Annotated in this window: 21 protein-coding genes and 2 pseudogenes; 3 read left to right on the top strand and 20 right to left on the bottom strand. The window is 52.0% G+C overall.

All coding sequences use genetic code 11. From position 1 onward, the window contains the following. Positions 1 to 10: 10 nt before the first annotated feature. Both kdpA and kdpF read right to left on the bottom strand, forming a co-directional pair. Complete coding sequence (gene kdpA, locus PMI20_RS24520) at positions 11 to 1720, bottom strand: potassium-transporting ATPase subunit KdpA (RefSeq protein ID WP_007931354.1); 1710 nt, start codon at positions 1718 to 1720, stop codon at positions 11 to 13. An 8-nt stretch (positions 1721 to 1728) separates the two neighbouring features. Then, complete coding sequence (gene kdpF, locus PMI20_RS24525; protein ID WP_007899818.1) at positions 1729 to 1818, bottom strand: K(+)-transporting ATPase subunit F; 90 nt, start codon at positions 1816 to 1818, stop codon at positions 1729 to 1731. A gap of 415 nt (positions 1819 to 2233) precedes the next feature. On the opposite strand from kdpF, the gene eat reads away from it, so the two are divergent. Next, on the top strand, positions 2234 to 3619 hold the full coding sequence (gene eat, locus PMI20_RS24530; RefSeq protein ID WP_007931353.1) for an ethanolamine permease: 1386 nt from the start codon (positions 2234 to 2236) through the stop codon (positions 3617 to 3619). A 167-nt stretch (positions 3620 to 3786) separates the two neighbouring features. Beyond that, a complete protein-coding gene (locus tag PMI20_RS24535; protein WP_007931351.1) occupies positions 3787 to 3954 on the top strand; it encodes a DUF2897 family protein in 168 nt (55 codons plus the stop codon). Between the two features lie 72 nt (positions 3955 to 4026). On the opposite strand, the gene PMI20_RS24540 is transcribed toward PMI20_RS24535, so the two are convergent. Together PMI20_RS24540 and PMI20_RS24545 are read right to left on the bottom strand one after the other, a co-directional pair. Then, positions 4027 to 4878, bottom strand: a complete 852-nt coding sequence (locus tag PMI20_RS24540; RefSeq protein WP_007931349.1) for an urea carboxylase-associated family protein — start codon at positions 4876 to 4878, stop codon at positions 4027 to 4029. A 15-nt stretch (positions 4879 to 4893) separates the two neighbouring features. Then, on the bottom strand, positions 4894 to 5547 hold the full coding sequence (locus PMI20_RS24545) for a GntR family transcriptional regulator (protein WP_007931348.1): 654 nt from the start codon (positions 5545 to 5547) through the stop codon (positions 4894 to 4896). 197 nt (positions 5548 to 5744) lie between these two features. On the opposite strand from PMI20_RS24545, the gene PMI20_RS24550 reads away from it, so the two are divergent. Continuing rightward, positions 5745 to 6311, top strand: coding sequence for a TetR/AcrR family transcriptional regulator (locus PMI20_RS24550; protein WP_007931347.1), 567 nt, complete (start codon positions 5745 to 5747; stop codon positions 6309 to 6311). A 28-nt stretch (positions 6312 to 6339) separates the two neighbouring features. Here PMI20_RS24550 and PMI20_RS24555 read toward each other — a convergent pair whose 3' ends face one another. The 16 genes and pseudogenes from PMI20_RS24555 to PMI20_RS24635 all read right to left on the bottom strand — a co-directional run bounded on the left by PMI20_RS24555 (position 6340) and on the right by PMI20_RS24635 (position 25363). Next, the gene (locus PMI20_RS24555) at positions 6340 to 7134 is read right to left on the bottom strand and encodes an SDR family NAD(P)-dependent oxidoreductase (protein WP_007931346.1); all 795 of its coding nucleotides are present in this window, start codon (positions 7132 to 7134) and stop codon (positions 6340 to 6342) included. Between the two features lie 211 nt (positions 7135 to 7345). Next, entirely contained in the window at positions 7346 to 7678 is a 333-nt protein-coding gene (locus PMI20_RS24560) for a ComEA family DNA-binding protein (RefSeq protein ID WP_007931345.1), read from the bottom strand. Positions 7679 to 7790: 112 nt separating this feature from the next. Next, positions 7791 to 9785 carry a polysaccharide biosynthesis protein gene (locus PMI20_RS24565; protein WP_037035948.1) on the bottom strand — a complete coding sequence of 665 codons (1995 nt, stop codon included), beginning with the start codon at positions 9783 to 9785 and terminating at the stop codon, positions 7791 to 7793. Positions 9786 to 10529: 744 nt separating this feature from the next. Beyond that, positions 10530 to 10706 carry an IS66 family insertion sequence element accessory protein TnpB gene (tnpB, locus tag PMI20_RS24570; RefSeq protein WP_238543462.1) on the bottom strand — a complete coding sequence of 59 codons (177 nt, stop codon included), beginning with the start codon at positions 10704 to 10706 and terminating at the stop codon, positions 10530 to 10532. Positions 10707 to 10869: 163 nt separating this feature from the next. Further along, positions 10870 to 11048 (bottom strand): annotated as a pseudogene (locus PMI20_RS24575) (leucine zipper domain-containing protein); the annotation flags it as partial. A gap of 35 nt (positions 11049 to 11083) precedes the next feature. Continuing rightward, positions 11084 to 14587, bottom strand: a complete 3504-nt coding sequence (locus PMI20_RS24580) for a glycosyltransferase (protein ID WP_007931342.1) — start codon at positions 14585 to 14587, stop codon at positions 11084 to 11086. Between the two features lie 1330 nt (positions 14588 to 15917). Further along, positions 15918 to 16664, bottom strand: a pseudogene (locus tag PMI20_RS24590) (ABC transporter ATP-binding protein); the annotation flags it as partial. Beyond that, the gene (locus tag PMI20_RS24595) at positions 16654 to 17508 is read right to left on the bottom strand and encodes an ABC transporter permease (RefSeq protein WP_037035915.1); all 855 of its coding nucleotides are present in this window, start codon (positions 17506 to 17508) and stop codon (positions 16654 to 16656) included. The pseudogene PMI20_RS24590 and the gene PMI20_RS24595, both read right to left, overlap by 11 nt. A gap of 305 nt (positions 17509 to 17813) precedes the next feature. Beyond that, the gene (rfbA, locus tag PMI20_RS24600; RefSeq protein WP_007931334.1) at positions 17814 to 18698 is read right to left on the bottom strand and encodes a glucose-1-phosphate thymidylyltransferase RfbA; all 885 of its coding nucleotides are present in this window, start codon (positions 18696 to 18698) and stop codon (positions 17814 to 17816) included. A 2-nt stretch (positions 18699 to 18700) separates the two neighbouring features. After that, positions 18701 to 19597, bottom strand: a complete 897-nt coding sequence (rfbD, locus tag PMI20_RS24605) for a dTDP-4-dehydrorhamnose reductase (RefSeq protein ID WP_007931332.1) — start codon at positions 19595 to 19597, stop codon at positions 18701 to 18703. Then, positions 19594 to 20664 (bottom strand): dTDP-glucose 4,6-dehydratase, encoded by a 1071-nt coding sequence (gene rfbB / locus PMI20_RS24610; protein ID WP_007931330.1) that lies wholly within the window; start codon positions 20662 to 20664, stop codon positions 19594 to 19596. Before rfbB ends, rfbD begins: the two co-directional genes overlap by 4 nt. Before the next feature lie 4 nt (positions 20665 to 20668). Next, positions 20669 to 21643 carry a glycosyltransferase family 2 protein gene (locus tag PMI20_RS24615; RefSeq protein ID WP_007931325.1) on the bottom strand — a complete coding sequence of 325 codons (975 nt, stop codon included), beginning with the start codon at positions 21641 to 21643 and terminating at the stop codon, positions 20669 to 20671. 226 nt (positions 21644 to 21869) lie between these two features. After that, positions 21870 to 22895, bottom strand: a complete 1026-nt coding sequence (locus tag PMI20_RS24620) for an MraY family glycosyltransferase (protein WP_007931324.1) — start codon at positions 22893 to 22895, stop codon at positions 21870 to 21872. Next, a complete protein-coding gene (locus PMI20_RS24625) occupies positions 22892 to 23854 on the bottom strand; it encodes a UDP-glucose 4-epimerase family protein (protein WP_007931322.1) in 963 nt (320 codons plus the stop codon). The genes PMI20_RS24620 and PMI20_RS24625 overlap by 4 nt, the downstream gene beginning before the upstream one ends. Then, positions 23851 to 24774, bottom strand: coding sequence for a glycosyltransferase (locus PMI20_RS24630; protein ID WP_007931321.1), 924 nt, complete (start codon positions 24772 to 24774; stop codon positions 23851 to 23853). The genes PMI20_RS24625 and PMI20_RS24630 overlap by 4 nt, the downstream gene beginning before the upstream one ends. 349 nt (positions 24775 to 25123) lie before the next feature. Continuing rightward, entirely contained in the window at positions 25124 to 25363 is a 240-nt protein-coding gene (locus PMI20_RS24635; RefSeq protein ID WP_037035913.1) for a LapA family protein, read from the bottom strand.

Below are 25363 nucleotides of genomic sequence, written 5' to 3' on the forward strand. Positions count from 1 at the left end.
CATTAAGTCCTCAGCCCTTCATTCCAAAGGCAGCCAAGCTCAAGTGGTCGGCAATCGGGCCCAGCGCCAGGGTCGGCAAAAAGGTCAGTCCGCCCACCAGCAAGATGGTCATGGTCAGCAGCGTGACGAACAGCGGACCATGGGTCGGGAAGCTGTTCTGGCCGACCGGCGCGGTCTTTTTCAGCGCCAGGCTGCCAGCCAGGGCCAGCACCGGCAGGATGTAGCCGAAGCGGCCGATCAACATGCCCAGGCCCAGCATCAGGTTGTGGAACGGGGTGTTGGCGCCCAGGCCGGCGAAGGCCGAACCGTTGTTGGCGCTGGCCGAGGTGTAGGCGTACAGCAACTGGCTGAAACCGTGGGCGCCAGGGTTGCTCACCGCCGCCACCGGCCCCGGCAGGCTCGCGGCGATGGCGCTCAGTACCAGCACGCCGACCGGCATCACCATCAGCGTCACCACCAGCAACTGCACTTCCTTGGCCTGCAGCTTCTTGCCCAGGTATTCCGGGGTGCGCCCGATCATCAGGCCGGCGAGGAAGACCGCGATCAGCACGTTCAGCAACATGCCGTAGAGGCCCGCGCCGACGCCGCCGAAGATCACCTCGCCGACCATCATGTTGATCAGCGCGACCATGCCGCTCAGCGGACTGAGGCTGTCATGCATGCCGTTGACCGAACCGTTGGAGGCCGCGGTGGTGGTCACCGACCAGAGCACGGTGGCGGTGGTCCCGAAACGCACTTCCTTGCCCTCGAGCGGTGCGGTCTGCTCGACCGCAACGTTGTTCAGGGTCGGGTTGGGCTGGTACTCGGCCCACAGCGAGGTCGCGCCACCGATCAGGAACAGCGCCAGCATGCAGGCGATGATCGCCCGGCTCTGGCGCAGATCCTTGACGTAGTGGCCGAAAGTGAACACCAGGGCCACCGGGATCAGGATGATCGAGGCCACCTCGAACAGGTTGCTCCAGGCCGTCGGGTTCTCGAACGGATGCGCCGAGTTGACGCCAAAGAAGCCCCCGCCGTTGGTGCCCAGTTGCTTGATGGCGATCTGGCTGGCGGCCGGGCCCAATGGAATCACCTGATCGACGCCTTGCAGGGTCACGGCGTGGACATACTGGGCGAAGGTTTGCGGGACGCCCTGCCAGACCAGGAACAATGCCAGCAGCAGGCACAGCGGCAGCAGGCCGTAGAGGGTGGCACGGGTCATGTCGACCCAGAAGTTGCCCAGGGTCTTGGTCGACTTGCGGCCGATGCCACGACACAGTGCAACCAGCACCGCCAAACCGGTGGCGGCGCTGACGAAGTTCTGCACAGTCAGACCGATCATCTGGCTCAGGTAGCTCAGGGAGGCTTCACCGCTGTAGGACTGCCAGTTGGTGTTGGTCATGAAACTGACCGCGGTGTTGAATGCCAGCGTCCACTCCTGCCCCGGCAGGTTCTGCGGGTTGAGCGGCAGATGGTCCTGGAACAACAGAATCGTGAACAGCAACAGGAAGCCGGCCAGGTTGAACGCAAGCAGGGCCAGGGTGTATTTCTGCCAGCTCTGTTCGCTTTGCGCATCGACGCCCGAAAGCCGGTAACAAGCGCGTTCGACCGGCCCCAACAGCGGCGTCAACCAGGTGCGCTGGCCCTCCATTACCTTGTAGTAGAACCGCCCCAGGAAAGGCGCGGGCAGCAGCACCAAGGCAAAGAAGCCGAGGATCAGCCAATAGTCATAACTGTGCATAGCCGCTCCTAGTTCCGATCCGCGCGCAACAGCGCAACCAGTAGATAGATGAACAGCCCCACTGCCAGCAGCAGGGACACCCCGTCCAGAACGCTCATGGAATCTCTCCGTCGTACGGCAATCGCCGCGTGTGGGGCATTGTCCGCAGGGAGGCTGTAAAGGAACGAGATCGAGGGCGTGGGCGACGCATAAAGAAAGCGTAAAGAAAGGCTTTACGCGGGATTTACACCAGCCATCGGCGTGGCCAGGGGGAGGGATCGCCAGCCGGTTTGCTGCTGCACCGGAAAAGCACGATGCACGTAGAAACGAGCCTGCTCGCGATCGCGCGCCTCCAGGCTCTGCCGCCCTCCTCTGTTGCACGGCTGTGCACCAACCCAGGTGCCTTCGCCCCCGAAACAACTGGAAACATCCTCGATACGACAGCTTTTTACGCTTTACGACGGCCGTTTTCGCTCTGGCATGAGCGGTGCAGTGAGCAGTCCCGAGCATTTCATTCCGTTCCGGGAGCCACGCATGAACACACAACTCAAACCAACGCTGGGCACGCTGCATTTATGGGGGATCGCGGTCGGGCTGGTGATCTCCGGGGAATACTTCGGCTGGAGTTATGGCTGGGGCGTCGCCGGCACCCTGGGCTTTCTGCTGACCTCACTGATGGTCGCGGCCATGTACACCTGTTTCATCTTCAGCTTCACCGAACTGACCACCGCCATTCCCCATGCAGGCGGCCCTTTTGCCTACAGCCGCCGGGCCTTCGGTGAAAAAGGCGGGCTGATCGCCGGGCTGGCGACCCTGATCGAATTCGTCTTCGCGCCACCGGCCATCGCCCTGGCGATCGGTGCCTACCTGAATGTGCAGTTCCCGGCCCTGGACCCGAAGCATGCGGCGGTCGGCGCCTATATCGTGTTCATGGGGCTGAACATCCTCGGGGTCAAACTCGCCGCCACCTTCGAGTTGGTGGTCTGCGTACTGGCGGTGGCGGAACTGCTGGTGTTCATGGGTGTGGTCGCGCCGGCCTTCAGCTTCAGCCACTTCGCCCTCAACGGCTGGGCGGGCTCGGACACCTTCGGCGCGCCGGCGATTGCCGGAATGTTCGCGGCGATTCCGTTCGCCATCTGGTTCTTCCTCGCCATCGAAGGCGCGGCCATGGCTGCCGAAGAAGCCAAGGACCCGAAACGCACCATCCCCAAGGCCTACATCAGCGGCATTCTGACCCTGGTGCTGCTGGCCATGGGCGTGATGTTCTTCGCCGGTGGCGTGGGCGACTGGCGCACCCTGTCGAACATCAACGACCCGCTGCCCCAGGCGATGAAAGCCGTGGTCGGGGACAACTCCGGCTGGCTACACATGCTGGTGTGGATCGGCCTGTTCGGCCTGGTGGCGAGCTTCCACGGCATCATTCTTGGCTACTCGCGGCAGTTCTTCGCCCTCGCCCGCGCCGGCTATCTGCCGTCGTCGCTGGCCAAGCTGTCACGCTTCCAGACGCCGCACCGCGCCATCATCGCCGGCGGCCTGATCGGCATCGCCGCCATCTACAGCGATGGCCTGATCAACCTGGGAGGCATGACCCTGACTGCGGCGATGATCACCATGGCCGTATTCGGCGCCATCGTGATGTACATCATGAGCATGCTCAGCCTGTTCAAGTTGCGTAAGGCCGAGCCGCACCTGGAACGCACCTTCCGCGCACCGGGCTACCCGCTGGTCCCCGCCATTGCCCTGACACTGGCCGTGGTCTGCCTGGTGGCAATGGCCTGGTTCAACAGCCTGATCGGCCTGATTTTCCTCGGTTTCATGGTGGCCGGTTTCATCTATTTCCAACTGACCGCGCAACTGCGCGCCGATGCGCCGGCGGATGCAATGCTGACCGGGCTCCGAGGGGATGGCATCTCTCTGTAGTTGGCTTGCATGGCCGAATGCGACCTTCGAGAAGATTGATGCAAGAGAGGTTGCCGGGGCAGATCAGGCCTACAATGGAACCACTGCAAAACGCTGTAACTCGAAGTGGTATGGCAACTCGACGGGCGAAACTCCTCGCCCGCCGGTATGCCCTCAAGGAGAGCCCTATGCCCTGGTATGCCTGGTTGATTCTGGTCGTTGCAATCGGCTCGATCGTTGGCGGTCTGATGATGTTGCGCGACACCGCCAACAAGGTGGAACTGACCGATGAGCAACGCAAGCGCGTTGCTGAACGCAACGCGGAAGCGGACGCCAAGGACGCGCAGGACCGCTGACTGGATAACCCGATCGAACAGCCCCGCCCTTCTCGAAATGGCGGGGCTTTTTTATCCCTGCGGCCGGCAGCGCTATTTCTCCCAGGCAGCCTTGGCGATGTGCAGGCCATGCAAACCTTTGTAGGCCGCCCGCTCAGGCTGGCTCCAGCCTTCGAGCAATGCCTCGTCGAGCCGATAGATCTCCACACCCAACGGCCGACAGACGCTGAGTGGGTCCTGAGCCTCCGGGCCCCACATGGGCAGCGACAGATCGCCACCCGGGCAGGTCGACAACGCGCACAACAGATCGATTTCGGCAAAGAACTCCAGGTAATCGCCCTTCTGCGCGGGGCAGGCCTTCATGAAGTACATGTCGTCATGATTGAGCCCGGTGCACTGGAAGATGTTCAGCACGTCATGCACATCGAACTCGGTCAGGCCGTGGGGCAGGACCGCGCGCGTCAGGTTGGAATGGCAATGGTGATGGAAGTCCTCCCCGGTGAGCATGCGGTTCACGTAAGGATCGCAGCGCGTGCCGAGCAGGTCGTGCAAGCGCCCGCCATGCTCGTCGATCCCGTAACCGGCCAGGCTGTCATCGGTGATGGTCACCAGTGGCCGCAAAAACGGCAGGTTCGACCACAACCGGTCATGGGTACTGACATGCGCGCCCTGCAACTGCCGGGTACGCGCCGCCCACAGACGCTCCCGCGGATCGTTGGCATTCCAGACGTTGAAGTCCCCGACCTGCGGGCCGGCCGGCGTGGTCACCCGGAACACATGCCCGGCCGGCACATGCCAGGCACGCCCGGTACGGATCGGCACTTCGAATTGCTCGATCAAGGTGCGCAGGTCCTTGCTGTCACGGACACGCTGATAAAAGGCCGTGTCCACCTGCAGGGCCGAACCTTTGCTGACCTGATAAGCCGCGGGATAGTCTTTGTACATGGTTGAAACTCTCGATCAGTGGCGGGAAGAGTGGCTGAGGATGTCGAGCAGCAGCCGTTCGGAATCGTCCAGGTAAACCGCCAGGGTTTCGCTGGCGGCCTGCTTGTCGCCAGCGGCGAGCAAGTCATGGATCTGCCGGTCGCGGGCCAGCCAGGGCGATTGAAAATGCTGCTCGTCAGGGGCGGCACAGAACACCAGGCGCATCTGCGCCACGACGTTGGTGAAGAACTCATCGAACAAGGGGCTGCGCATCAGACCAACGATGTGTTGATGAAAGGCCAGGCTGTGGGTGCCCACCGAGCGCCAGTCCTCGCGCTCGCGGGCGAGTTCGCTAGCCTCGATAGCCTCGAGCATCCGGTCGGACTGGTAGTCGCGCAGCGGTTTGCTGGAGGCAATGGCCTGCAACTCCAGGGTACGGCGCACCTGGAACAGATCCCGCACTTCATCGATGCCCAGCCTGCGCACCGTGACGCCTTTATTGCGTGTGTAGCGGGTCAGGCCTTCCTGCCCCAGGCGATGCAAGGCCTCGCGAATGGTGTTGCGCGAGGCGTTATAGGCGCAGACCAGATCGTTTTCCACCAGGGCCATGCCCGGCAGCAAGCGACCGCCGATGATATCGGCACGTAATTCGAGGGTTATCTGATCGGCCAGGGACAGTACGTTGCTCATGAATATCGCCTTGCGATTGTTGAACAATCTATGGATATCCAATAGTCACTATTCATGCCAACTGATACTTGGCTCACTGACGAACCATGTCTTTCTAGCCATTCAGTAGGAAAAAATGAGGTTTCCGGGGTTAATAGTGCAATCCCCCTTCCATCAACCTTGGGTAAGATGACTCCCTAGCTGTGGAGACTTCCCCGATGCGTTACTCGCACGACCATAAAGCCCAAACCCATCAACGCATCATCAAGGAGGCCGCCGAGCGCTTTCGGCGCGACGGTATCGGGGCGACAGGCCTGCAACCATTGATGAAAGCCCTGGGCCTGACCCATGGCGGTTTTTACTCGCATTTCAAATCCAAGGACGAACTGGTCGAAAAAGCCCTGCAGGCCGCGGCGGAAGAACTCGATGCGCACTGCGCCACGCTATTTGCCCAGGAACAACCCCTGCCGGCCTTTATCGACAGCTACCTGTCCGAGTGGCACCAGACCTCCCCCGGTGAAGGCTGCCCGCTGCCCACCATGTCATCGGAGCTGGGCCTGCGCGGGCAAGCCAGCGCCACCACTGATGCAGTGCTCAATGCACGACTTGCACAGGTAGAGGCCTGTCTCGAAGGAGAAAATGCCGCCGACCAGAGCCTGGTGATCATGTCGACCCTGGTCGGGGCCCTGGTGCTGTCGCGCAGTGTCGAGAACCCCGACCTGGCCAAACGGATACTGGAGGTAACACGCGAGCATCTGAAAAAGCAGGATGGTCAGGCGGAGTGATCTCCACCAACCTCCCGCCTCGACACCGTTATTTGTAGCGAGCAGCCGCACTGCTTTTCGACAGGTTCGGCCCCAGGGCAAAACGCGCAGCTACAAAGGCCTCCCAGTCAGCCGAGTCAGGTAGCGAGGGAATGGTGATCAACTCACCCTGGTCAAAACCGGCCAGAGCCGCATCCACCATCTCGGTGGCTTCCATGATCATCTCGGCTGGAATCCCTTGGGCGTCGATGCCCGAGCGCTCCCAGATCTCAGTGCGGGTCACCCCAGGCAATACCGCCTGGACCTGCACCCCCTTACCGTCCAATTCCGCAGCAAGCGACTGAGTCAGGCTCAGGACATAGGCCTTGGTCGCGCTGTAGGTCGCATTAAAACGCTCGGGAATCAGCGCCACCACCGAAGCGATGTTGATGATCGCTCCTCTTCCCGCCGCCGAAAAGCTGGCGGCGGCCGCAGCAGCCAGACGAGTGACCGCGACCACATTCAACTGGATCATTGCCTCCAACTGATCGGTGTCGGCAACGGCCAGGCCTCCGTCAGCCGCGATACCGGCATTGTTCAGCAACAGACTGATGCTCGAGTCGGAGCGCAAGCGCTGCTCGACCTTCAGCACATCGACCTGGAGCGTCAGATCGGCCTTCAACACTTCGACCTGCACCTTGTGCTCGGCCCGTAACCGGGTCGCGGCGGTTTGCAGGCGCTGCTCATCGCGTGCAACCAGCAACAGATCGTAACCACGAGCGGCCAGCCGCTCGGCATAAACCGCACCGATGCCAGATGAAGCACCGGTGACAAGTGCCAGCCCCTTGGGGGAAATCGAATTCATGACGGCTCTCCAGAAAAGTGCTTGAGAAGGGAAAGACAAGGAATTGATACGCTGTTTGGGAAGCGGTTTGATTATAGTCATAATTTAATAAAATATTACGATCATAATTCTATCAATACGATAGATAACATTGAATGGCACAACCTTGCTTATGGTGGGCCCGAAAAACGCAAGGCCGATCAGTGATCGGCCTTGCGCATGAATTGAAGCGTCAGTTGACCTTCAATTTGTCCCGGTTGCTTTCCAGAATCGCCTTGCCGATTCCCTTGACCTCGAGCAGTTCGTCCACCGAGGCAAAAGGTCCATTGCTTTCACGATACTTAACGATCGCCTGCGCCTTGACCGCACCAATGCCGGACAGCTCGCGCTGCAAGGCCGCCGCATCGGCAGTGTTCAGATCGATCTTACCTGCCTGCTCCGAAGAGACCACCTGCGCCACTGCCGAAGTCTTGGTCTCGGCATTGACCGCAGGTGCTGCGTAGGTAATGGAGGAAAGGCTGGCCATCAGAGCGAAGACCAGAGAGGGGAAATAAGCGATACGCATAAGTGACACTCCATGACATCGATTAGGGAGAGCAACTTTTCCAAAGCTGCTCTCCAAACCTAGGCGGTGCCACGGGCAAGTCAAAAGTGACTGGGTTACAACGTGTGTAAGCTCAGGGTTCGAGGCGACGCTGCTGGTAAATCCAGTCGACAATATCGCCATCGGGGGTGTAGCCGCTGACGGTGTCACGCAGCAGTTGCCGAACCCTGGAATAGTCATCCTGCTCAACGGCGGCCAGCAATTCCGCCAGCTTGGCTTTCAGCAAGTCCCAAGATAGATGATCCTCATTGGCACTCATGATCATCGGGTGCTGAGTGGCAGAAACGTTGTCGCCAATCAGCAACTCTTCGTAAAGCTTTTCACCCGGGCGCAAGCCAGTGAACTCGATGGCGATGTCGCCTTGGGGGTTCCTCTCCGAACGAATACTCAACCCAGACAGATGAATCATCTTCTCGGCCAGCTCGACGATCCTTACCGGCTCTCCCATGTCCAACACGAACACATCGCCGCCCTGCCCCATGGAGCCGGCCTGAATCACCAATTGCGCTGCCTCGGGAATGGTCATGAAGTAACGGGTGATCTTCGGATGGGTAACGGTCAGTGGGCCGCCCGACTTGATCTGGCTGTGGAACAACGGAATCACCGAGCCTGAAGAACCCAGCACATTGCCAAAACGCACCATTGTGAAACGGGTTTTGTTGACACGGGATACGTTGACCTTGTCGCCGAACAGAACCGGTGCGATTTCACGACTCAGAGCCTGCAGGGTCAATTCAGCGAGACGTTTGGTGCTCCCCATCACATTGGTTGGGCGCACCGCCTTGTCGGTGGAAATCAGCACAAAATTGGCCACACCGGCCTGTAATGCAGCCTGAGCAGTGTTGAGCGTACCCATCACATTATTCAGGACACCTTCAGAAATATTGTGCTCGACCATCGGCACATGCTTGTAAGCCGCCGCGTGATAGACCGTATCGACATTCCAAGTCTTCATCACATCCAACAGCTTATGCGGATTGCGGATCGAGCCAAGAATGGGCAGCAACCGAACAGGTGATGACTCACGGGAGAGACGCTGCTCGAGCTCCGACAGGATGTTATAGAGATTGAACTCACTGTGATCGAACAACAAAAGCGTGGTCGGCCCCAACGAAAAAATCTGCCGGCAGAGCTCGGCCCCGATCGAACCGCCTGCGCCAGTCACCAGGACCGTCTTGCCCTTGATACAACGAGCCAGCAGGTCGGGCTGAGCAGGGACAGCGTCGCGCCCCAGCAAGTCGGCGATATCGACTTCCTGAATATCGTCGACCTTCACACGTCCGCTGGCCAGGTCGGTGAAGTTAGGAACACTGCGCACATGGAGCGGAAAGCCCTCAAGCAGATTGAGAATTTCTCGGCGTCGCGCACGAGTCGACGACGGCAATGCCAAAAGAACTTCCTGAGCGCCGGTTACCTCAATCATCTGTTGGATGTGTTTGGGCTTGTAAACCTGCAGACCGGAAATGGAGCGGTCCGCAATGCTCGGATCATCATCGACAAAAGCCACGGGACGCATAACTCGCCCCATTCGCAGCGCCGCCACCAACTGGTTACCCGCAACGCCAGCACCATAAATGGCGACCTTGGTCAGACCGTCGTCGCGATTGGTAAACGGCACGTGCTGGGCTGCGGTGAACCAGTCTCCCATGAAATATTGGCGCATGCAGAGGCGCAGGCCACCAATGATCACAAGGCTCAGCCACCAGTAGTTGAAGATGATAGAGCGCGGGACCACGGCCGAGTGGTTGCTGTACCAATAGACTACAACCGCCAGGATCAGTGAGGACAAGCTGACCGCCTTGATAATGGCAATCAAGGCATCGTTGCCGAAATAGCGCATGACGGCCCGATACATGCCAAAACGGATGAAAAGTGGAATTGCAACGAGAGGAGCGCAGACGAACAGCCAGAGATGGATTTTTAAGGGATTGACCATCTCATCAATGCCTAGCCGCACTATAAATGCCAGCCAGAGCGCAACCCAAACCAGAACAATGTCTGTAAGGACCTGAATCAGCCTTTTTTGCCTGCGAGGTAGGCCTAGCAAAAAAACACGTATTTTATCCATATGCCTCAACCGGGTTGGTTTGATCCCTCTCGAATCTCCTGCCATTGTACTGTAAGGCAAAATCGAACCTAGCTTTTGATGCCGACTGCTTAGTCCCTCCGTCTTGGAGGTCCGACTCGACAGCATAATGCCACCACTCACAACGAGACACAGGCAATCTCCACTGTAATGACATCAATACCAAAGTGAGTCACGCAACAAGCGAATGGCAATAGCTTGTACAAGCTAAGAGGCACCTAGCGTTTTTTGATTGAAAATACTAAGCACAACGAATGGGCACAGCTCTCAGCGCACAAACAGACTCAATTGCATGGCGCCATTATGAAACATTAGATATCACTGCGCGTCAGAAAACTGTACCTCTATAAACCCGATTTAGCCACTACAGCTGGATGCTCTTGCGAAGTATACAAATCCGAGGAGCAGACTACGCTCACAGCACAAGCCTCAGAAATCACTTGATAGAGTTGCTCGGATTGCCGGTAAGCAAGACGATGCGGATGAGCAGTTCCAATCGCGTAGCTAATCACTCCGCGCCTCCTTGTCTGGGCGGGGTTCATGGAGCGCTTACGGGCTTTGGGCATGGAAATCATGCCTTGGATTATACCGAATCAGGTGACGAATCGAGCCGTCAAAACTTGATGCGGACGTTGCGTCACAAATTAAAACCGTCCAGTTAACCAGTTGAGTTCTTGAACCGTCAGCACGATGGCTTCATCCGAGCAGTCCGGCGATGTTTTTGAATCACTCGAATCCCAGGCGCTTTAGCCAACGGCAAAAGCCATTGCGTTCCCAATACAAAATCTTCACTCGGTTTCGAGGCTTGTTGAGAAACACGAAAAGCACCGGATCAAACACCGCGGCCTTGATGTTCCGTTCGACCAAAGCGCCAAGTCCATCGATGGATTTTCGAAAATCCACCGGTTTGGGTACAGATACACTTTCTCGACCTGAGCGTCGGGACGTATTATGAAGTGAAAGTTCCAGAAAGAATCGAGAGCACAGTATCCGAGATCAGGTGGTGGCTTTGAATGCGGGGTTCATAGAGCACTTACGCATTGACGTTCATAACATGCACCTAACAATGCCGGTTTCTACTCCGCTCATCCAGCCCCTGCAATCCCTTTACATTGTAACGGGCTACCCATTTGTAACCCGCTTTTAGACTGATACCATGTGCTACACACAGCTCGCGAAAGTTGCGCATCCCGACAAATAGTCGGCAATGAGTATCTCGTGCGCTTGAACTGTTTTACTAACTATATTAACGAGTCATCCCTTCCAGTGTATTGATCTACTCAAAATAAGGTCAACCCAGATAAAACTTTCTTTGCCGGCTCCCAACTCCAGCTTTTTACAGTATTAAAACCAGACTGTTGGAGTCTGCTACGTAGCAAACTGTCATTCATCAGTTTTTTGACAGCTAATCTTGCACCAAAAACATCCCCCTTATTGACTTTTAGTACATTTTCGCCATCTACTGCATACTCAATACCGCCATTTACATCCATAATAACGACTGTGCAGCCACACGCCATCGCCTCCAATGGGGGATATGCAAAACTTTCTACCCTACTCATCTTCAGGAGGATATCGCAAGATGAATAGATTCGCCTCATATCCTCCTGCTTAACCTTTTGAAAAAACCGATCATAACGCCAGTTAGATTCCGGAACCCCATCACTACTTACTATCCACAATTCACAGTCGAGTTCACTCACCGCAGTATAAGCCTCTGTCACCCCCTTAAATGGAACAGAAATAGGCCCCTCAATTAAAATGCGCAGACGATTTGGATTTTTCTCCTCCAACGGAATATCTGGATAAAACAGAGCAGTATCAATGCCGTTGGGGAGATAAACTGCCGAGCGACCAAATTCGTCTTGCAAAAAACTAACGATCCATTTTGCGATCCCAACATACTCGACATCTTTGCTGTATGTTTCTGCAACACGATCTTTCAACGATTGCTCTTCATAAAAGAGGCGCTCATCAGACTGAACTAAATAAAGCTTCCTCTTCGCAGGAATTTTATCAAGCCATTCAACAGTAGTCCAAAATGTTGCAAAAAGCATGTCAATATTATCGACACCGCATTCGGATATCTCACTCATCCTGTATACACGAATTGCAGGATTTCCAAACCAGTCAACATCTCCATACCCACCAAGATCAATCACGAAAGCATCGTGGCCTTCTTCAATAAGCAGACTTACGTGTTTCAAAACTACCGCAGCCCCTCCAGAGATCCCGAGCCCAGCAAGAAGAAATGCAATTTTTTTAGGTGTTGGCCCTTTCTTACGATACTCCTCTCTAAGCAAGGCCTCCCAGTGACTATCATTGCCTTTAAAGTTCAGCTCATTATTGCCAGCGTGCAACCGTAAATCAGTGAGAACATGAGGAATGGATTTGAATTTCGCTCCATTGTAGGCAAGTCTCAACCATAACTCATGGTCCTCTCTATATTCCATTCGATGCTTCAAAAAGCCGGTACGTAAAAGCGTATCCCGCCTCACCATTACCGTGCTTTGGCAAGGAACGCAGATTTTTTCCAGCATATCCAAATCACAATCAGGACTGAACACCTCCTGACCATTAACCAATCCATCAATTTCTCGAGTGCCATCTAACAGAGCGCGCCACCCACCATAAACAACATCAGCTCCAGACTCCAATATAGGAAGACACACTTCCAAGCGGTCGGGGGCGGCGATATCATCACTATCTAAGAAAGCTATATACTTACCTCTCGCCTCAAGGATTCCTTTGTTTCGACCCCGAACCGCATTACCGGAACTAGTCGGAAACTTGAAAATCCTAACGAGCGGATTCTCACGAAACTCCTCAACGACTGCTAAAGTTTGAGCAGGAGAACCATCAGTGACTAAAATCACCTCAAAAACCTGTTGTGTCTGAGCGAGTGCAGAATTAATGGTCACACGCAACACATCGACTCGATCGTATATAGGTATAACAAAAGACACTAAAGGAGGAGTTTTACCAGCAGAGTAAACTTCGATTTGATTAAACCTTTCAAGCGCCAACGACGCCGCCTTTCGCTGCCTTCGGCGAACAAAAAAGCTAATAGCCCTACGAACAAACGGGAAAACTCCTTCTTGCCGCAAAACAAAGATCGAGTTATTCAAAAGCGCTTTTATATATGCCAACTGCAACCTACGCTTAAAAACAAAACTTCGAATTGGGGAGGTTATCTTCCAACTACTAGAATTGCGAAGCTCTTCTATTTCTTTAGAAGAATAACTCAACAACTGTTCAAGCTCAACGATACGACGACTCAGTTCTTCCGCAATTTGGTTTTTCAAAAAAGAAGTATTCTGCAACTGCTGACTGGTCATAGAAATTTCTTGACTCAGCTTCGCTATTTCGGCCTCTCGCTCAGAAAGCTTGCGACTAAAAACTGATACATGCGACTCTCGCTCACTAATATATTTATCAAGATTAGCAACTTTATCTTCCTGCATCGACAAATTACTATTGATACTAGCCAGCTTAACTTCCCATTCAGCACGGGTCATATTGAATGTTTCAATCTGACTATCGCGATTTTCTAGATCATTATTCAACCTAGTAATCCTATCTTCACATTTCGAGAGCGCCAAACTTAAAATCTCAGCCCGAGCTTCCCGCTCCGCCAAGGCTTTACCAATATCCATTGCCATTATTTTTTCTTGCTCAAGTTTAGACATAGCAGCCGCCAACTGCAAATCACGGTCCTTTACCACTTCTTGGTAATTATTTACAACTTGACGCTGTGCTAGGAATACCGCTGACTCTCTAGACAAAACCTCAATTTCAGTCTTAGATAGATTTACAAACAAAGGCATATTGCCGTACTTCTCAAGAAGTAACTGCACATTCTTCTTAAGCGAAAACCTATCAAGAGCAAAGCATCTCAAAGCATCAGACTGTTCTAACGCTGACTTGTACCCCAAAATAATTTCTTCAACTATTTGAGCAGCTGAAATTTTTCTTGGTGTACATCTACCCGAAAAGTTTTTTTCGAAAGCACTCTCAAGTACACTATCTACTATCCAACCAGGACCACCAAAGCGATCATAACAATAGACTGGAACACCAGCAGCTAGGCAATATTGAACAGTTTTCCCGATACTGATCACAGCACTGTATTGACTAATAATCTGAGGCGTCACCCGCTTAGGTATACCTTGCAGACCTATCAGCTCAACTTTAACCCCGCTACTTTCAAACAGCTCAATCAATTGAAAAACTTCTTCAGGAGCGTGATTTGAGACGATACATATGGAGCTAAGCTTACTATCGATAGGCTTCTCAGGAATTTCAAAGTATCCCACTGGAGCTGCATTAGGAAAAATACTGAGCCTATTTATGAGATGAGGATACCTCTCAGAAAAATACTCAAAGTTCTCCTGAGAATGAACGAGATATTGGGAAAATAGGATACTAGGCAACGGTGGACTTTCGAGTGGCTCGAAATGAGACAGCGAAGAATAGAAGCCACCATTCGTTGAGATCCGATCATGCGCAAACAAATGATAAGCTACGACATAATGGCTAACCCATACAAAATCAAAGTTCTCATTGGCTAAACTAGTTTTTGATAGATCAACAAAAGAAATACCAGCCACAATCAATTCGGACTCAATTAATCCACCAATTTCAATCGCAGCAATTACAACTTTAAAGCCAAGATCCGACAAAGTTGAGGCGACCTCGAGGGTAGCAATCTCTGCACCTGCAAAATCAACTAGCCTAGAACACGCGACTAATGCTTTTCTGCCGTTAAAATCAGTCTGGCTCATATCAATTAATCTTTATCGATTTTTCAAATAGCGTGCCACTCCACTCATGCAGCTCGCGACCAAAATCAGAGCGCTCATGAAGTGCACGCCCTTTACGCTTAGACCACTTCTCTCCATATGGTACCCAAGGGAAGTGAGAACTATAATATTCGCACGTAGCATCCCAATGTTCATACGATAGACTTTTACCATAATGCTGACAGAAAAAATTGACGTCTGTACGACCAATTACTGTCGGTTCTCTAGCATCTAACCCAACAAACTTCACGCTGTCGTGATTCTGCCATAGCATCAATATATCCCGCCGTTCAACTCCAAAAAAACGCCTGAAGCCCAAGAGCGATTTCCCTGTCACATATGGAGCATCATCTCCTGGGGTCATGTAAGCATCAAACAGTGAAATCCTCACTGCCTCTGGCTTATGATCCAATGCTGAAGTTACGTATTCTCGGATCGGCCCAACATAACGTTCATCAGCATCACAACACATGCCCCAATCAAATTCAAAATGGCGACGCGCTACTTCCAACAACAAACCTCGGTGCCTTGTTTCAGATAAAAGCCGATTATCGATACCGGACTGCCACTGATTATTTTCTATAATCAGTACAACCTTCTCACAAGACCTTAGTATTTCGCGAGTTCCATCCGTACTTGCATCTTCATACACACAAATATAATCAGAAAATGTCGAAAGATGATCGAGCGTATCTTGAAGGATAAGCTCTTCATTCCTCACTCTTAGCAAGACAAGCAGAGGAACTTTGTGGTCAGACTTCGAAGGTAAACCAGAGCGAACCCACACATTCTCACTATCATTCAGCCCCCAGTTAGCATTATCAATCCACTTATGATCGGATCTCAGCATACCATCAGCTTTTGCGAGCCCCCGCTCGCTTCTTTCCATTTCGATATTAAATTGAAAGCACGATTCAAGCTTGTCGTATGAAAACATCCCGTGTTCATCTGATACAGAGAGGGTTGCCCTGTAAGCTCCTGGAACAAAATTATTATTATTAATAACGAGAGATAATTTTGGCTTTGCTTCGGAAAAATATATATCATCCCTTAAGGTGCTAAGAATTGTAACAACCTTTTCATTCGCATCAAAAATTATCAGCCCAACTCCATATACTGGAACAACCTCAGAGAACTGCAAGCTTATTTCGACTCGTATTTCTTCTCCCATTCTATAGCTTTGTTTGTTCGCTACAACAGATAAAATTGCTATGGTCTTTTTCTTCGACTCAGAAACTGACACTATCGTCTTTTCAGTTATGACAGGTGCTACAGCACTATCCTTACGGATTTCCTGCTCCATCTCAGCCTGATATCGGTCACATACACCTTGGCGCTCACCTACTGCTCGGACCCTCCCTTTGTCCAGCCAGATTGCTCTGTCGCAGAAATTCCGAACCGCCGAGGTGGAATGCGACACGAATAAAATAGAAGTTCCAGCATCACGAATTTTCTTCATCCGCGTAAAAGACTTCTCTTGGAAAGCCATGTCTCCAACACTGAGAGCCTCGTCCACAACGAGAATATCGGGATCAACTTGGACTGCAACCGAAAAAGCAAGCCTTGCTACCATACCACTAGAATATGTTTTTACTGGCTGATCTAAAAAATGTCCGATATCTGCAAACGACTCAATATCTGAAAATTTACAGTCTATTTCCTCCTTTGTTAAACCCAAGATCGCAGCATTCATATAGACATTATCACGACCAGTAAACTCAGGATTAAACCCGGATCCTAGCTCAAGCAAAGCGGCGATTCTGCCACGAGTCTCAATCTCACCACTCGTGGGAGTGAGTGTTCCACAGATCATCTGGAGCAACGTAGATTTTCCGCTACCATTCCGACCTATTACCCCAATTGTCTCTCCACGCTTAACCTCAAAAGAAACGTCACGTAGAGCCCAAAATTCATTAAAATATTTACGACGCTCTCCTTCTTGATCACGAGATTGGACACGGGGCAAGACGAATTGCTTTAGTCGATCCAATGGAGCGCTATAAACCTCATAACGCTTATTTACATTTGAAACCCGTATTGCAATCTGATCAGAGGACATCGGCGAAACCTTTTCTCGTTTTCTGAAACCAGGCAAAACCTGCCCAAGCAAAGGCGGTAGCAGCTAGAACATACAGGGCCAAACCAGACCAGTCTGGCAGATGCCCCCAGATAAGTACTTCCCTAGACTGTTCTATGATAAATGTTAAAGGGTTTGCCATCATAAATGGCCTGAACCCTTCCGGAACTGCTGATACGGGATAGAATACTGGAGATAAAAACGTCAGAATTGTTGTTACGATAGCAGTAAATTGCCCTATGTCCCGCGCAAAGACTCCGAGAGAAGCTAAAAACCACGAAAAGCCAAGTATCAAGATCATCAAAGGAAAGATAACGACGGGCATAAGAATGGCTGTCCAATGCACAAATCCATTAAAGGCAAAAAACGCCACCACCAGTACAATAAAACTTATAAAAGCATGAAACAGTGATGCTCCTAGTGCAATGATCGAGAGAATCTCCAAAGGAAAAACCACCTTCTTAACGTAATTCACATTCGAAACAATCAGCCCTGCTGATTTATTAAACACTTCAGCAAACAACCCTTGAACAATCATGCCGACGAAAAGTATTACAGCAAATTGCGTCTTACTATCTTCTGCCCCGACTCCAACCCATCTAGTTTTAAATATCTCAGAGAAAACATAAGTATATACTGCCAACATAACGACAGGATTGAAAAAAGACCACGCGAGCCCCATCGCCGAACCTTTATATCGCCCAACAACCTCTCTTTTCGTCATCTGCCAAATTAGCTGTTTATTTCTCCACACGCTACTGATCAGCCCTCGTAAAGCTATCGACCGTTTGGCATGAGGATTGACGACTGCAACTACGCCCTTCATAAAAAATTCCTGTTCGGCGGATTCAAGAGAGACAAAACTCCTCAACAACCGACTCCCAAGCTACAGAAATGATTAATACTTTACCTGCTCGAGATGCCGATCAAGCTCTGCCGCATCATAATCTGATGACTATTTCGTGCAGAGTTGCTGAAAAGTGACGAATTACACCCTCAACCTCCACAACTGCTGTTTATTGTCAGCACACACCATCGACCAAAAGGACTCAAGCTTCTGCACAGGCCAATCCACCCCCATATCACAATGCGCCATTGAGCGAGCGCGAATAGCCAAGAACATAGCAATCATCAGTAAACAGTCTCTGTCAAAATACGCTTTAGGTATTGGCCGTAACCATTTTTCAACAAGGGGACCGCCAGAGATTCCAATTGTTCGGCACTAATCCATCTTTGCCGAAAGGCAATCTCTTCCGGACATGCAACCTTGAGGCCCTGCCGATGCTCGAGAGTGGCAATAAAGTGGCTGGCCTCAAGCAATGAGTCATGGGTCCCAGTGTCTAACCAGGCGTAACCTCGCCCCATAATCTCTACCGACAGCTTGCCCTGCTCCATGTAGATACGGTTGAGATCAGTAATCTCCAGCTCACCACGAGGTGACGGCTTGATGCCTTTGGCAATTTGGACGACCTGCTGGTCATAGAAATAAAGACCGGTTACCGCGTAGTTGGACTTCGGTTGAAGCGGCTTCTCTTCCAGACTGATTGCCTTGCCATGACCATTAAATTCGACAACCCCGTATCGCTCTGGATCATTCACATGATAGGCAAAGACACTAGCCCCCTCCTCTCGCACCATAGCGCTTCGTAGCAATTCATTAAAATGGTGTCCGTGATAAATATTATCCCCAAGAACTAATGCTGATAGATCGTTACCGATGAAGTCTTCAGCAATGATAAAAGCTTGGGCAAGGCCATCAGGAGACGCCTGCACCGCATAGGAAATATTCAATCCCCAATTGCCACCATTCCCCAATAGTTGTTCGAAACGAGGGGTGTCCTGAGGCGTTGAGATGATCAGAATATCGCGGATACCTGCCAACATAAGTGTGGTCAAAGGATAGTAAATCATCGGCTTGTCATAGACAGGCAGCAACTGCTTGGAAATAGCTAGCGTTGCTGGGTGCAGGCGAGTACCTGAACCGCCAGCCAGAATGATTCCTTTACGTTTGAGCATGTTCATTTCTCTAATGTTTCTATAAGCATCCGTGCCACACCAGCTTGCCAGTCAGGCAAGCGCAATGAGAACGCATTCTGTAGTTTTTGAGTATTGAGTCGGGAGTTCTTCGGGCGCTTGGCTGACGTAGGGTACGCCTCAGTGGTAATAGCACCCACCATTTCTGGAACAACATTAAGCTCCACGCCTGCAGCTTGGGCCTGCCCAAGTACAAAGCGAGCATAGCGACACCATGTAGTTTCACCTGCTGCCGCGAGATGATAGATCCCAACCAGCTCCGAGTGCTGGTGCAACGCACGAATAGCATGTGCGGTCACATCGGCCAGCAAATCAGCTCCTGTGGGAGTGCCAAACTGATCGTCAATAACATTCAGACTATCGCGTTGCTGAGCTAAGCGAAGCATGGTCTTGGCGAAATTGTTGCCTCGTGCGGCATACACCCAACTGGTGCGAAAAATCAGGTGTAAGCAGCCGGAGGCTTGAATAGCCAACTCACCTTCAAGCTTGGTGGCGCCATAGACATTCAGCGGCGCTACTGGATCGCCTTCCTGCCATGGCGTATCACCACTGCCGGCGAACACATAGTCGGTGGAGTAATGCACCAGCAAGGCATTGAGCTTTCGTGCCTCCTCGGCCAGCACCGCCGGAGCCTCTGCATTGACCCTGCGTGCCTGTTCTGGCTTGCTTTCGGCCTCATCTACAGCAGTGTAGGCAGCAGCATTGACAATAACATCAGGTGCAAACCGCTGTACCGTAGCAGCCAGCCCCTGCAAGTCAATCAGGTCACCACAGTAGCCCTGGCTTTTCGAGTCCAATGCGAGCACCTGGCCCAAGGGAGCCAAGCTTCGTTGCAACTCCCATCCTACTTGGCCATTTTTACCAAGCAGAAGAATTTTCATACTGTGCGCTCAGTGTAATTCTTTTCAACCCATTCACGATAAGAACCAGATTGGATATTACGGACCCAATCCTGATTATCTAGGTACCACTGGACTGTTTTGCGGATTCCTGTTTCAAAAGTTTCTACCGGCTTCCAGCCCAGCTCACGCTCAAGCTTGCGCGCATCAATAGCATAACGGCGATCATGTCCAGGACGGTCCGCCACATAGGAAATCTGTTCGCTGTAGAGCTTGCCATCAGCACGCGGACGCAGCTCGTCGAGCAAGGCGCAAACGGTATTGACGATATCAAGATTAGGTTTCTCGTTCCAGCCGCCTACGTTATAGACCTCACCGACGCTACCGGCCTCAAGCACACGACAGATGGCACTGCAGTGGTCCTTCACATATAGCCAGTCACGAATCTGCTGACCGTCACCATAGACCGGCAACGCCTTGCCTGCTAGCGCATTGACGATCATCAAAGGGATCAGTTTTTCCGGAAAATGGTAAGGCCCGTAGTTATTCGAGCAATTGGTTGTCAGCACCGGCAAACCATAGGTGTGATAATAAGCACGAACTAGGTGATCGCTCGCAGCCTTGCTCGCCGAATAAGGGCTGTTGGGTTCGTACCGATGCCTTTCATTGAATGCCGGATCATCTTTAGCCAGCGAACCATAGACTTCGTCGGTGGAAATATGTAAGAAACGGAAGGCTTGCTGTGCATCAGATGCCATGTTCTTCCAATAGACTCGCACCGCCTCCAGCAAGCGGAAGGTCCCCATGACGTTGGTCTCGATAAAGTCTTCCGGGCCATGAATGGAGCGATCGACGTGCGACTCGGCGGCAAAGTTCAGAATGGCGCGGGGCTGATGCTCAGCAAGCAAGCGCTCGACGAGCTGGGCATCTGCAATATCGCCTTGCACAAAAATGTGTCGTTTATTGCCTTTAAGCTGACTTAGGTTCTCGAGATTGCCGGCATAGGTCAACTTGTCCAGGTTGATTACCGGCTCATCCGCCCTAGCCAACCAATCCAATACAAAATTCGCACCGATAAAGCCAGCACCGCCAGTTACTAAGATAGTCATTAATTCAGATCTTTTTCAGTAGAGTTGCGAGGATGAGCCCCAGATTTCCTAAAAAAGTTTGCCGATACAGGCCGGCCAACCGGATCCCCAGAACTCGTCGAAATAACGTTTGACCCCGCGCGCCCTTGAAGCGAGCAAGGGTCACTTGATGCTCTTCGCAAAGACGATGTTGCATGGCCTCGAGCGCATGAATATTCTGCTCACTCCACTCATAAAAGCGTCCTTGAAAAACCATTCGTAACCGAACCAGGCTAGCCGCCCAACCGGAATTACTGCCAATCAGATTTTCATCGTGCTGGCGGTACTGCATTTTCGGTTCGGGGTCGTAGTAAACAACGCCTCCCGCACCGGTTACCAACAGATACGCCCACCAGTCGTGAGAAGGGATCTTCACGCCTGCTCCCGCCTCACGAATAAGGACACGGGCAGCCTGGTTAAAAACCATGGTATTACCACCAGCAATACTCTGAACGAGTGCATTGGCAAAGCGTGGGGGAAGAGAAAAACATGGTGAGTAACCTACTGTTGCGCCAGAGTCACTGACCAATTGGGTACGACCACAATAAAGCGCAGGGACTTGCGCAGGAATTGTCTGCAACCAATCCAACGCCACCTGAAGCTTGTCTTCGCCCCAGATATCGTCCTGATCTGACCACGCAAAAAAATCGGCTTCGATATCTGTACGACAGGTCAGCGAGAGGAAATTGGCCACGAAGCCTCGTTTGGGCCCCATTGCAACACTCAAACGCCCGCTGCCCCAACGATCACCGTACGCCTGTAAGATCGTTAGCGTCCTATCTTGAGAGCCGTCATCAGAGACCATCAAGGTCCAATTGCGGTAACTCTGCCGCTCAATTGACTCAAGCTGCTCACTCAGAAAGGACTCACCGTTATACGAACACATCAAAATCGCGACTTTTGCCGTGCAAAGATCGTTTGACCACAGACTAGAAGGAGTATTCAGCATAAAAATAGACACAACATTCCTTCATGAACGAACTGGATATCCCTACAGGCAATTCGGATAAGAAATTTAAAAATTTCAGAATTATCACAGCAAATCACTATAGATACAATCCGATTATTGACCTATCGTCGCCCCCCCCGCCCTTACCCAACACAAACACACCCCTCTCAGCCCATCATGCCCCCCCCCTGAATTAGCAGCAAAAGTCAACATTTGAGCATGCAGCAATACATACTTGTCAGCGCTGCTTATCACACTCAAGCGCACCAGCATCAAATAGATAGCTCAGAGCAAATAACGGAAGGTAGGCCAACAACACACCTTCAACTCCGTACAGCCCTCCTTTAGCCACAAGAACGGCCAATGGAGCCAACCACACGAGATTAATAGCCGCAACACCAAATGTAACGACTTTATGGCTAGCAAAACGGCGCGATGCATATTGATAAGCATGGCTTCGATGAGCTTGAAATACTTTATCTCCCCGAGCAAATCGCCTGATCAATGTCCAAGTGGCATCGACGATAAATACCCCTAGCAAAATCATCCAACTCCAGAATAACTCAGGAACTACCCAAGCCGCCTGAAGCGCCAATCCGCCTAGAAGAAAACCAAGAAAGCCACTCCCCGCATCGCCCATAAAGATCCGCGCAGGGGGGAAATTCCAGCAAAGAAAGCCTGCCACCGAGGCTGCCAGAATCAATGGCATCCAGATCAGCTCGGCGACCCCGCCAAGCCAATAAACCAGACAGATTCCCAGGCAGGCGCTAATCGCTTCAACACCGGCTAAACCATCAATGCCATCCATGAAGTTATAAAGGTTAAGCATCCAGACCAGATAGACCAGGGCCAAAACATTACCAAACCACCCCAGATCAAGTATGCCCCCAAAGATCGACATTGGTGGGAGGCCGTTTAGCCAGAACAACGCCCACGCCGCCGCAATGAAGTGCCCCAGCAGTCGCCATTTGGCAACGATATGCCCATGGTCGTCGGCGAAACCAATAACTGCGACAAGCAGGCCGGAGCCCAGAAGGCCATACAATGCAGCAAAGCTCAGCAGGTTGAGGCTAGTAAGAATGGGAAGCGCCAGCACAAAGGCGATAACGATGGCCACGCCTCCACCACGAGGTGTAGGAATTGAGTGAGAACTGCGCTCGTTGGGTATATCCATCAAGCTCTTAGCTAGAGCGTAACGTCGCAGGACGAGTGTCAGTACACAAGAAATTGCAAATACCGCAAGTAGCAGCCACCAAAAAATCATTTCACTTGTTTATCCAGATAATAGCTAGCAGTCTGCCGCATAGCTTTGTCCATATTGATGGGAGGAGTCCACCCCAACAACTCGCGATTCTTGCTGATATCGACCTGTAACGACCCACATAGTCGCTGGACAACGGCTTGCTTTCCCAGTATTGAGGCTGCCAGTTTCAATAGAGACTCAGGCAGCCACAGCAATCGGGCATTTTTGCCCAACGCCTTGGCCAGACGTCGCAACAATTGGGTTGTAGATAAGCATTCACCGTCGCAGACCAAGAAAGTGTGATTCGCAGCAGCAGGATGATCGATGCAAGTAACTACCAAGTCTACCAAGTTTCCGATTGCCACCAGACTCCGCTGGTTACGAATCGCGCCCAATGGCAACGGTATACCTCTATTGAGCCAACTTAGCATACTCAGGAAATTAGCTTTGACTCCCGGCCCATAGACCAATGGCGGGCGGATGATTACCACCTCCACGCCAGTCTCTTGACCAAGCTTTCTCAAGGCCTCCTCCGCTTCATGCTTGGACACACTATAAGGATCAACTGGGGCCGGAGAATCATCGGCTTTAAACGATTTTCCCGGGATAGTGCTTTCACCGTTGACCTTGATAGAACTGATGAAGATGAAGCGCTTTACCCCTGATGCGGCAGCGTGCTGTGCCAGCCTGAGGGTCCCTTCCACGTTGACCTTGCGAAATTCGGCCAAAGCGTCCACAGCCGTTTCATTCATCACATGAACACGAGCAGCTGCATGAATGATCACATGTACATTATTTAACAAGGGCAAAGCCTTGGGGCCGGTCAGATCAAAGGAGGCTACCGAGCATAAACCACACAATCGCGTTACCCCTCGAGCCGCCGCGATTGGGGTAAACCTCTTGTCCAGCAATAGACGAAAGACTACGGCTTCACCGACAAACCCACTTGCCCCTGTCACCAATACCTTTAAGGCTGTCATTGCGTTTTATTCCCTATCAACGCAGTAGCCCAGCAGATAAAAAAGAAAAATACCTTGTCGCGGACCCGACGCCGGCATTTCCAAGCACTGAAAGATAGCTTGATCAGTTGCCGGCGTCGCAACTGCAACCAAGTTTTCACGAACGGGTCGGCGCTCTGCCCCACCAGACGAGCTATCAGTTGCACTTGATTGAACCACCAACCGTCATGAATGGTTTTATAGCGGGCTATCAATGGGCTCAATCCAGTATTGGCACCAACCTGATTACGCTCGTGCTGGCGATAGTCCATTGATGGTACGAAATCGATGAACCAGCGATAACCATGGCTACGAGCAAAGGCATAGCAGTACCAGTCATGCAAGCTGACATCTTGCAATAGCTGCCAGTTCACGAGCATCGAAGCCTTCAACAGCCCTACAAGGTTTTGACTCAGCACGTAAGTACAGCCGGGACCGGCCGCTTCAAACAGAAAGTCCCAGGTAACCTGAGGCTGCGCTTTGTCCAGCAGAAGAGTTCTGCCGTCTGGCCAAAAGGCAGTGACGTTACTGGAGTAGGCATCCACGCGATGAGTTTGAAGCACCTGGGTTGCACGCTGCAGTTTGTCCGAATGCCAAACGTCATCTTGATCGGCAAAGGCGATGAAATCGTACCCTCTAAAATCGACATCGCGGATCAGCCTGAAGAAATTACGCGAGGCGCCACCAAAGCTGCCAGCGCCTGGTAGCACGACAACGCGAGGATGTTCCGCGGCGTAGAGCACGCACCAAGCTTCTGTTCCATCAGTAGAAGGGTCAATACTTATGTAGATGGTTATGTCGACTGCTGACTGACCAAGGATCGAGACCAACTGCTCTTCGATCCACTGCATGCCATTATAGGCCGCCAGCAAAACTGCGATCTTAGGATATTTCACTGGCATATCATTCCTGCTTGTACCAACTGAACGTTACTATTCGAAAAGATGAAACGCTCAACTCAGCGCAAGTTACAAATGACTACAGAGCCGATAAATTCGGCTGCACTGATTATTAGAGTTTTCACGCGACACCATACCCTTGAGTTGCCGACAGAATCACCTTAATGGCACCGTCTAATCCATGAATGCAGGACCTACCGCCGAAGCAATCACCTATAAAAATAGTCCATTTGGATGGTATTGTAATCACTCACCATCTGCGCAAACGCTACATTTCACATTTAGAAGAAGGTCTTACAAGGATATGGTTAATCCCATGCCACGAAAGGAGCGAGCCGTGCCGCCAACCCAGTTAGACCAAGCGCCTGCGCCGCCCTCTAATCGTAAAGCCAACTAGCCAACCCAACAGTGGACCGATTAACATGCCAAACAATAAGGCAGCGATTGCGACCAACGACGCCGGAAGCTGTGGTCCAGCCCAGCCAAGGAATAACAAAGAGACGGGTTGCTGGTTCTCAAGCACAAAAGCAAGGATCGCCAGAACAAGCAAAAGAATAAGCACGGCAAGAAGTACACGCTTGAGATTACGCAT

It is taken from the genome of Pseudomonas sp. GM17, from assembly GCF_000282175.2.
Taxonomy (GTDB): domain Bacteria; phylum Pseudomonadota; class Gammaproteobacteria; order Pseudomonadales; family Pseudomonadaceae; genus Aquipseudomonas; species Aquipseudomonas chlororaphis.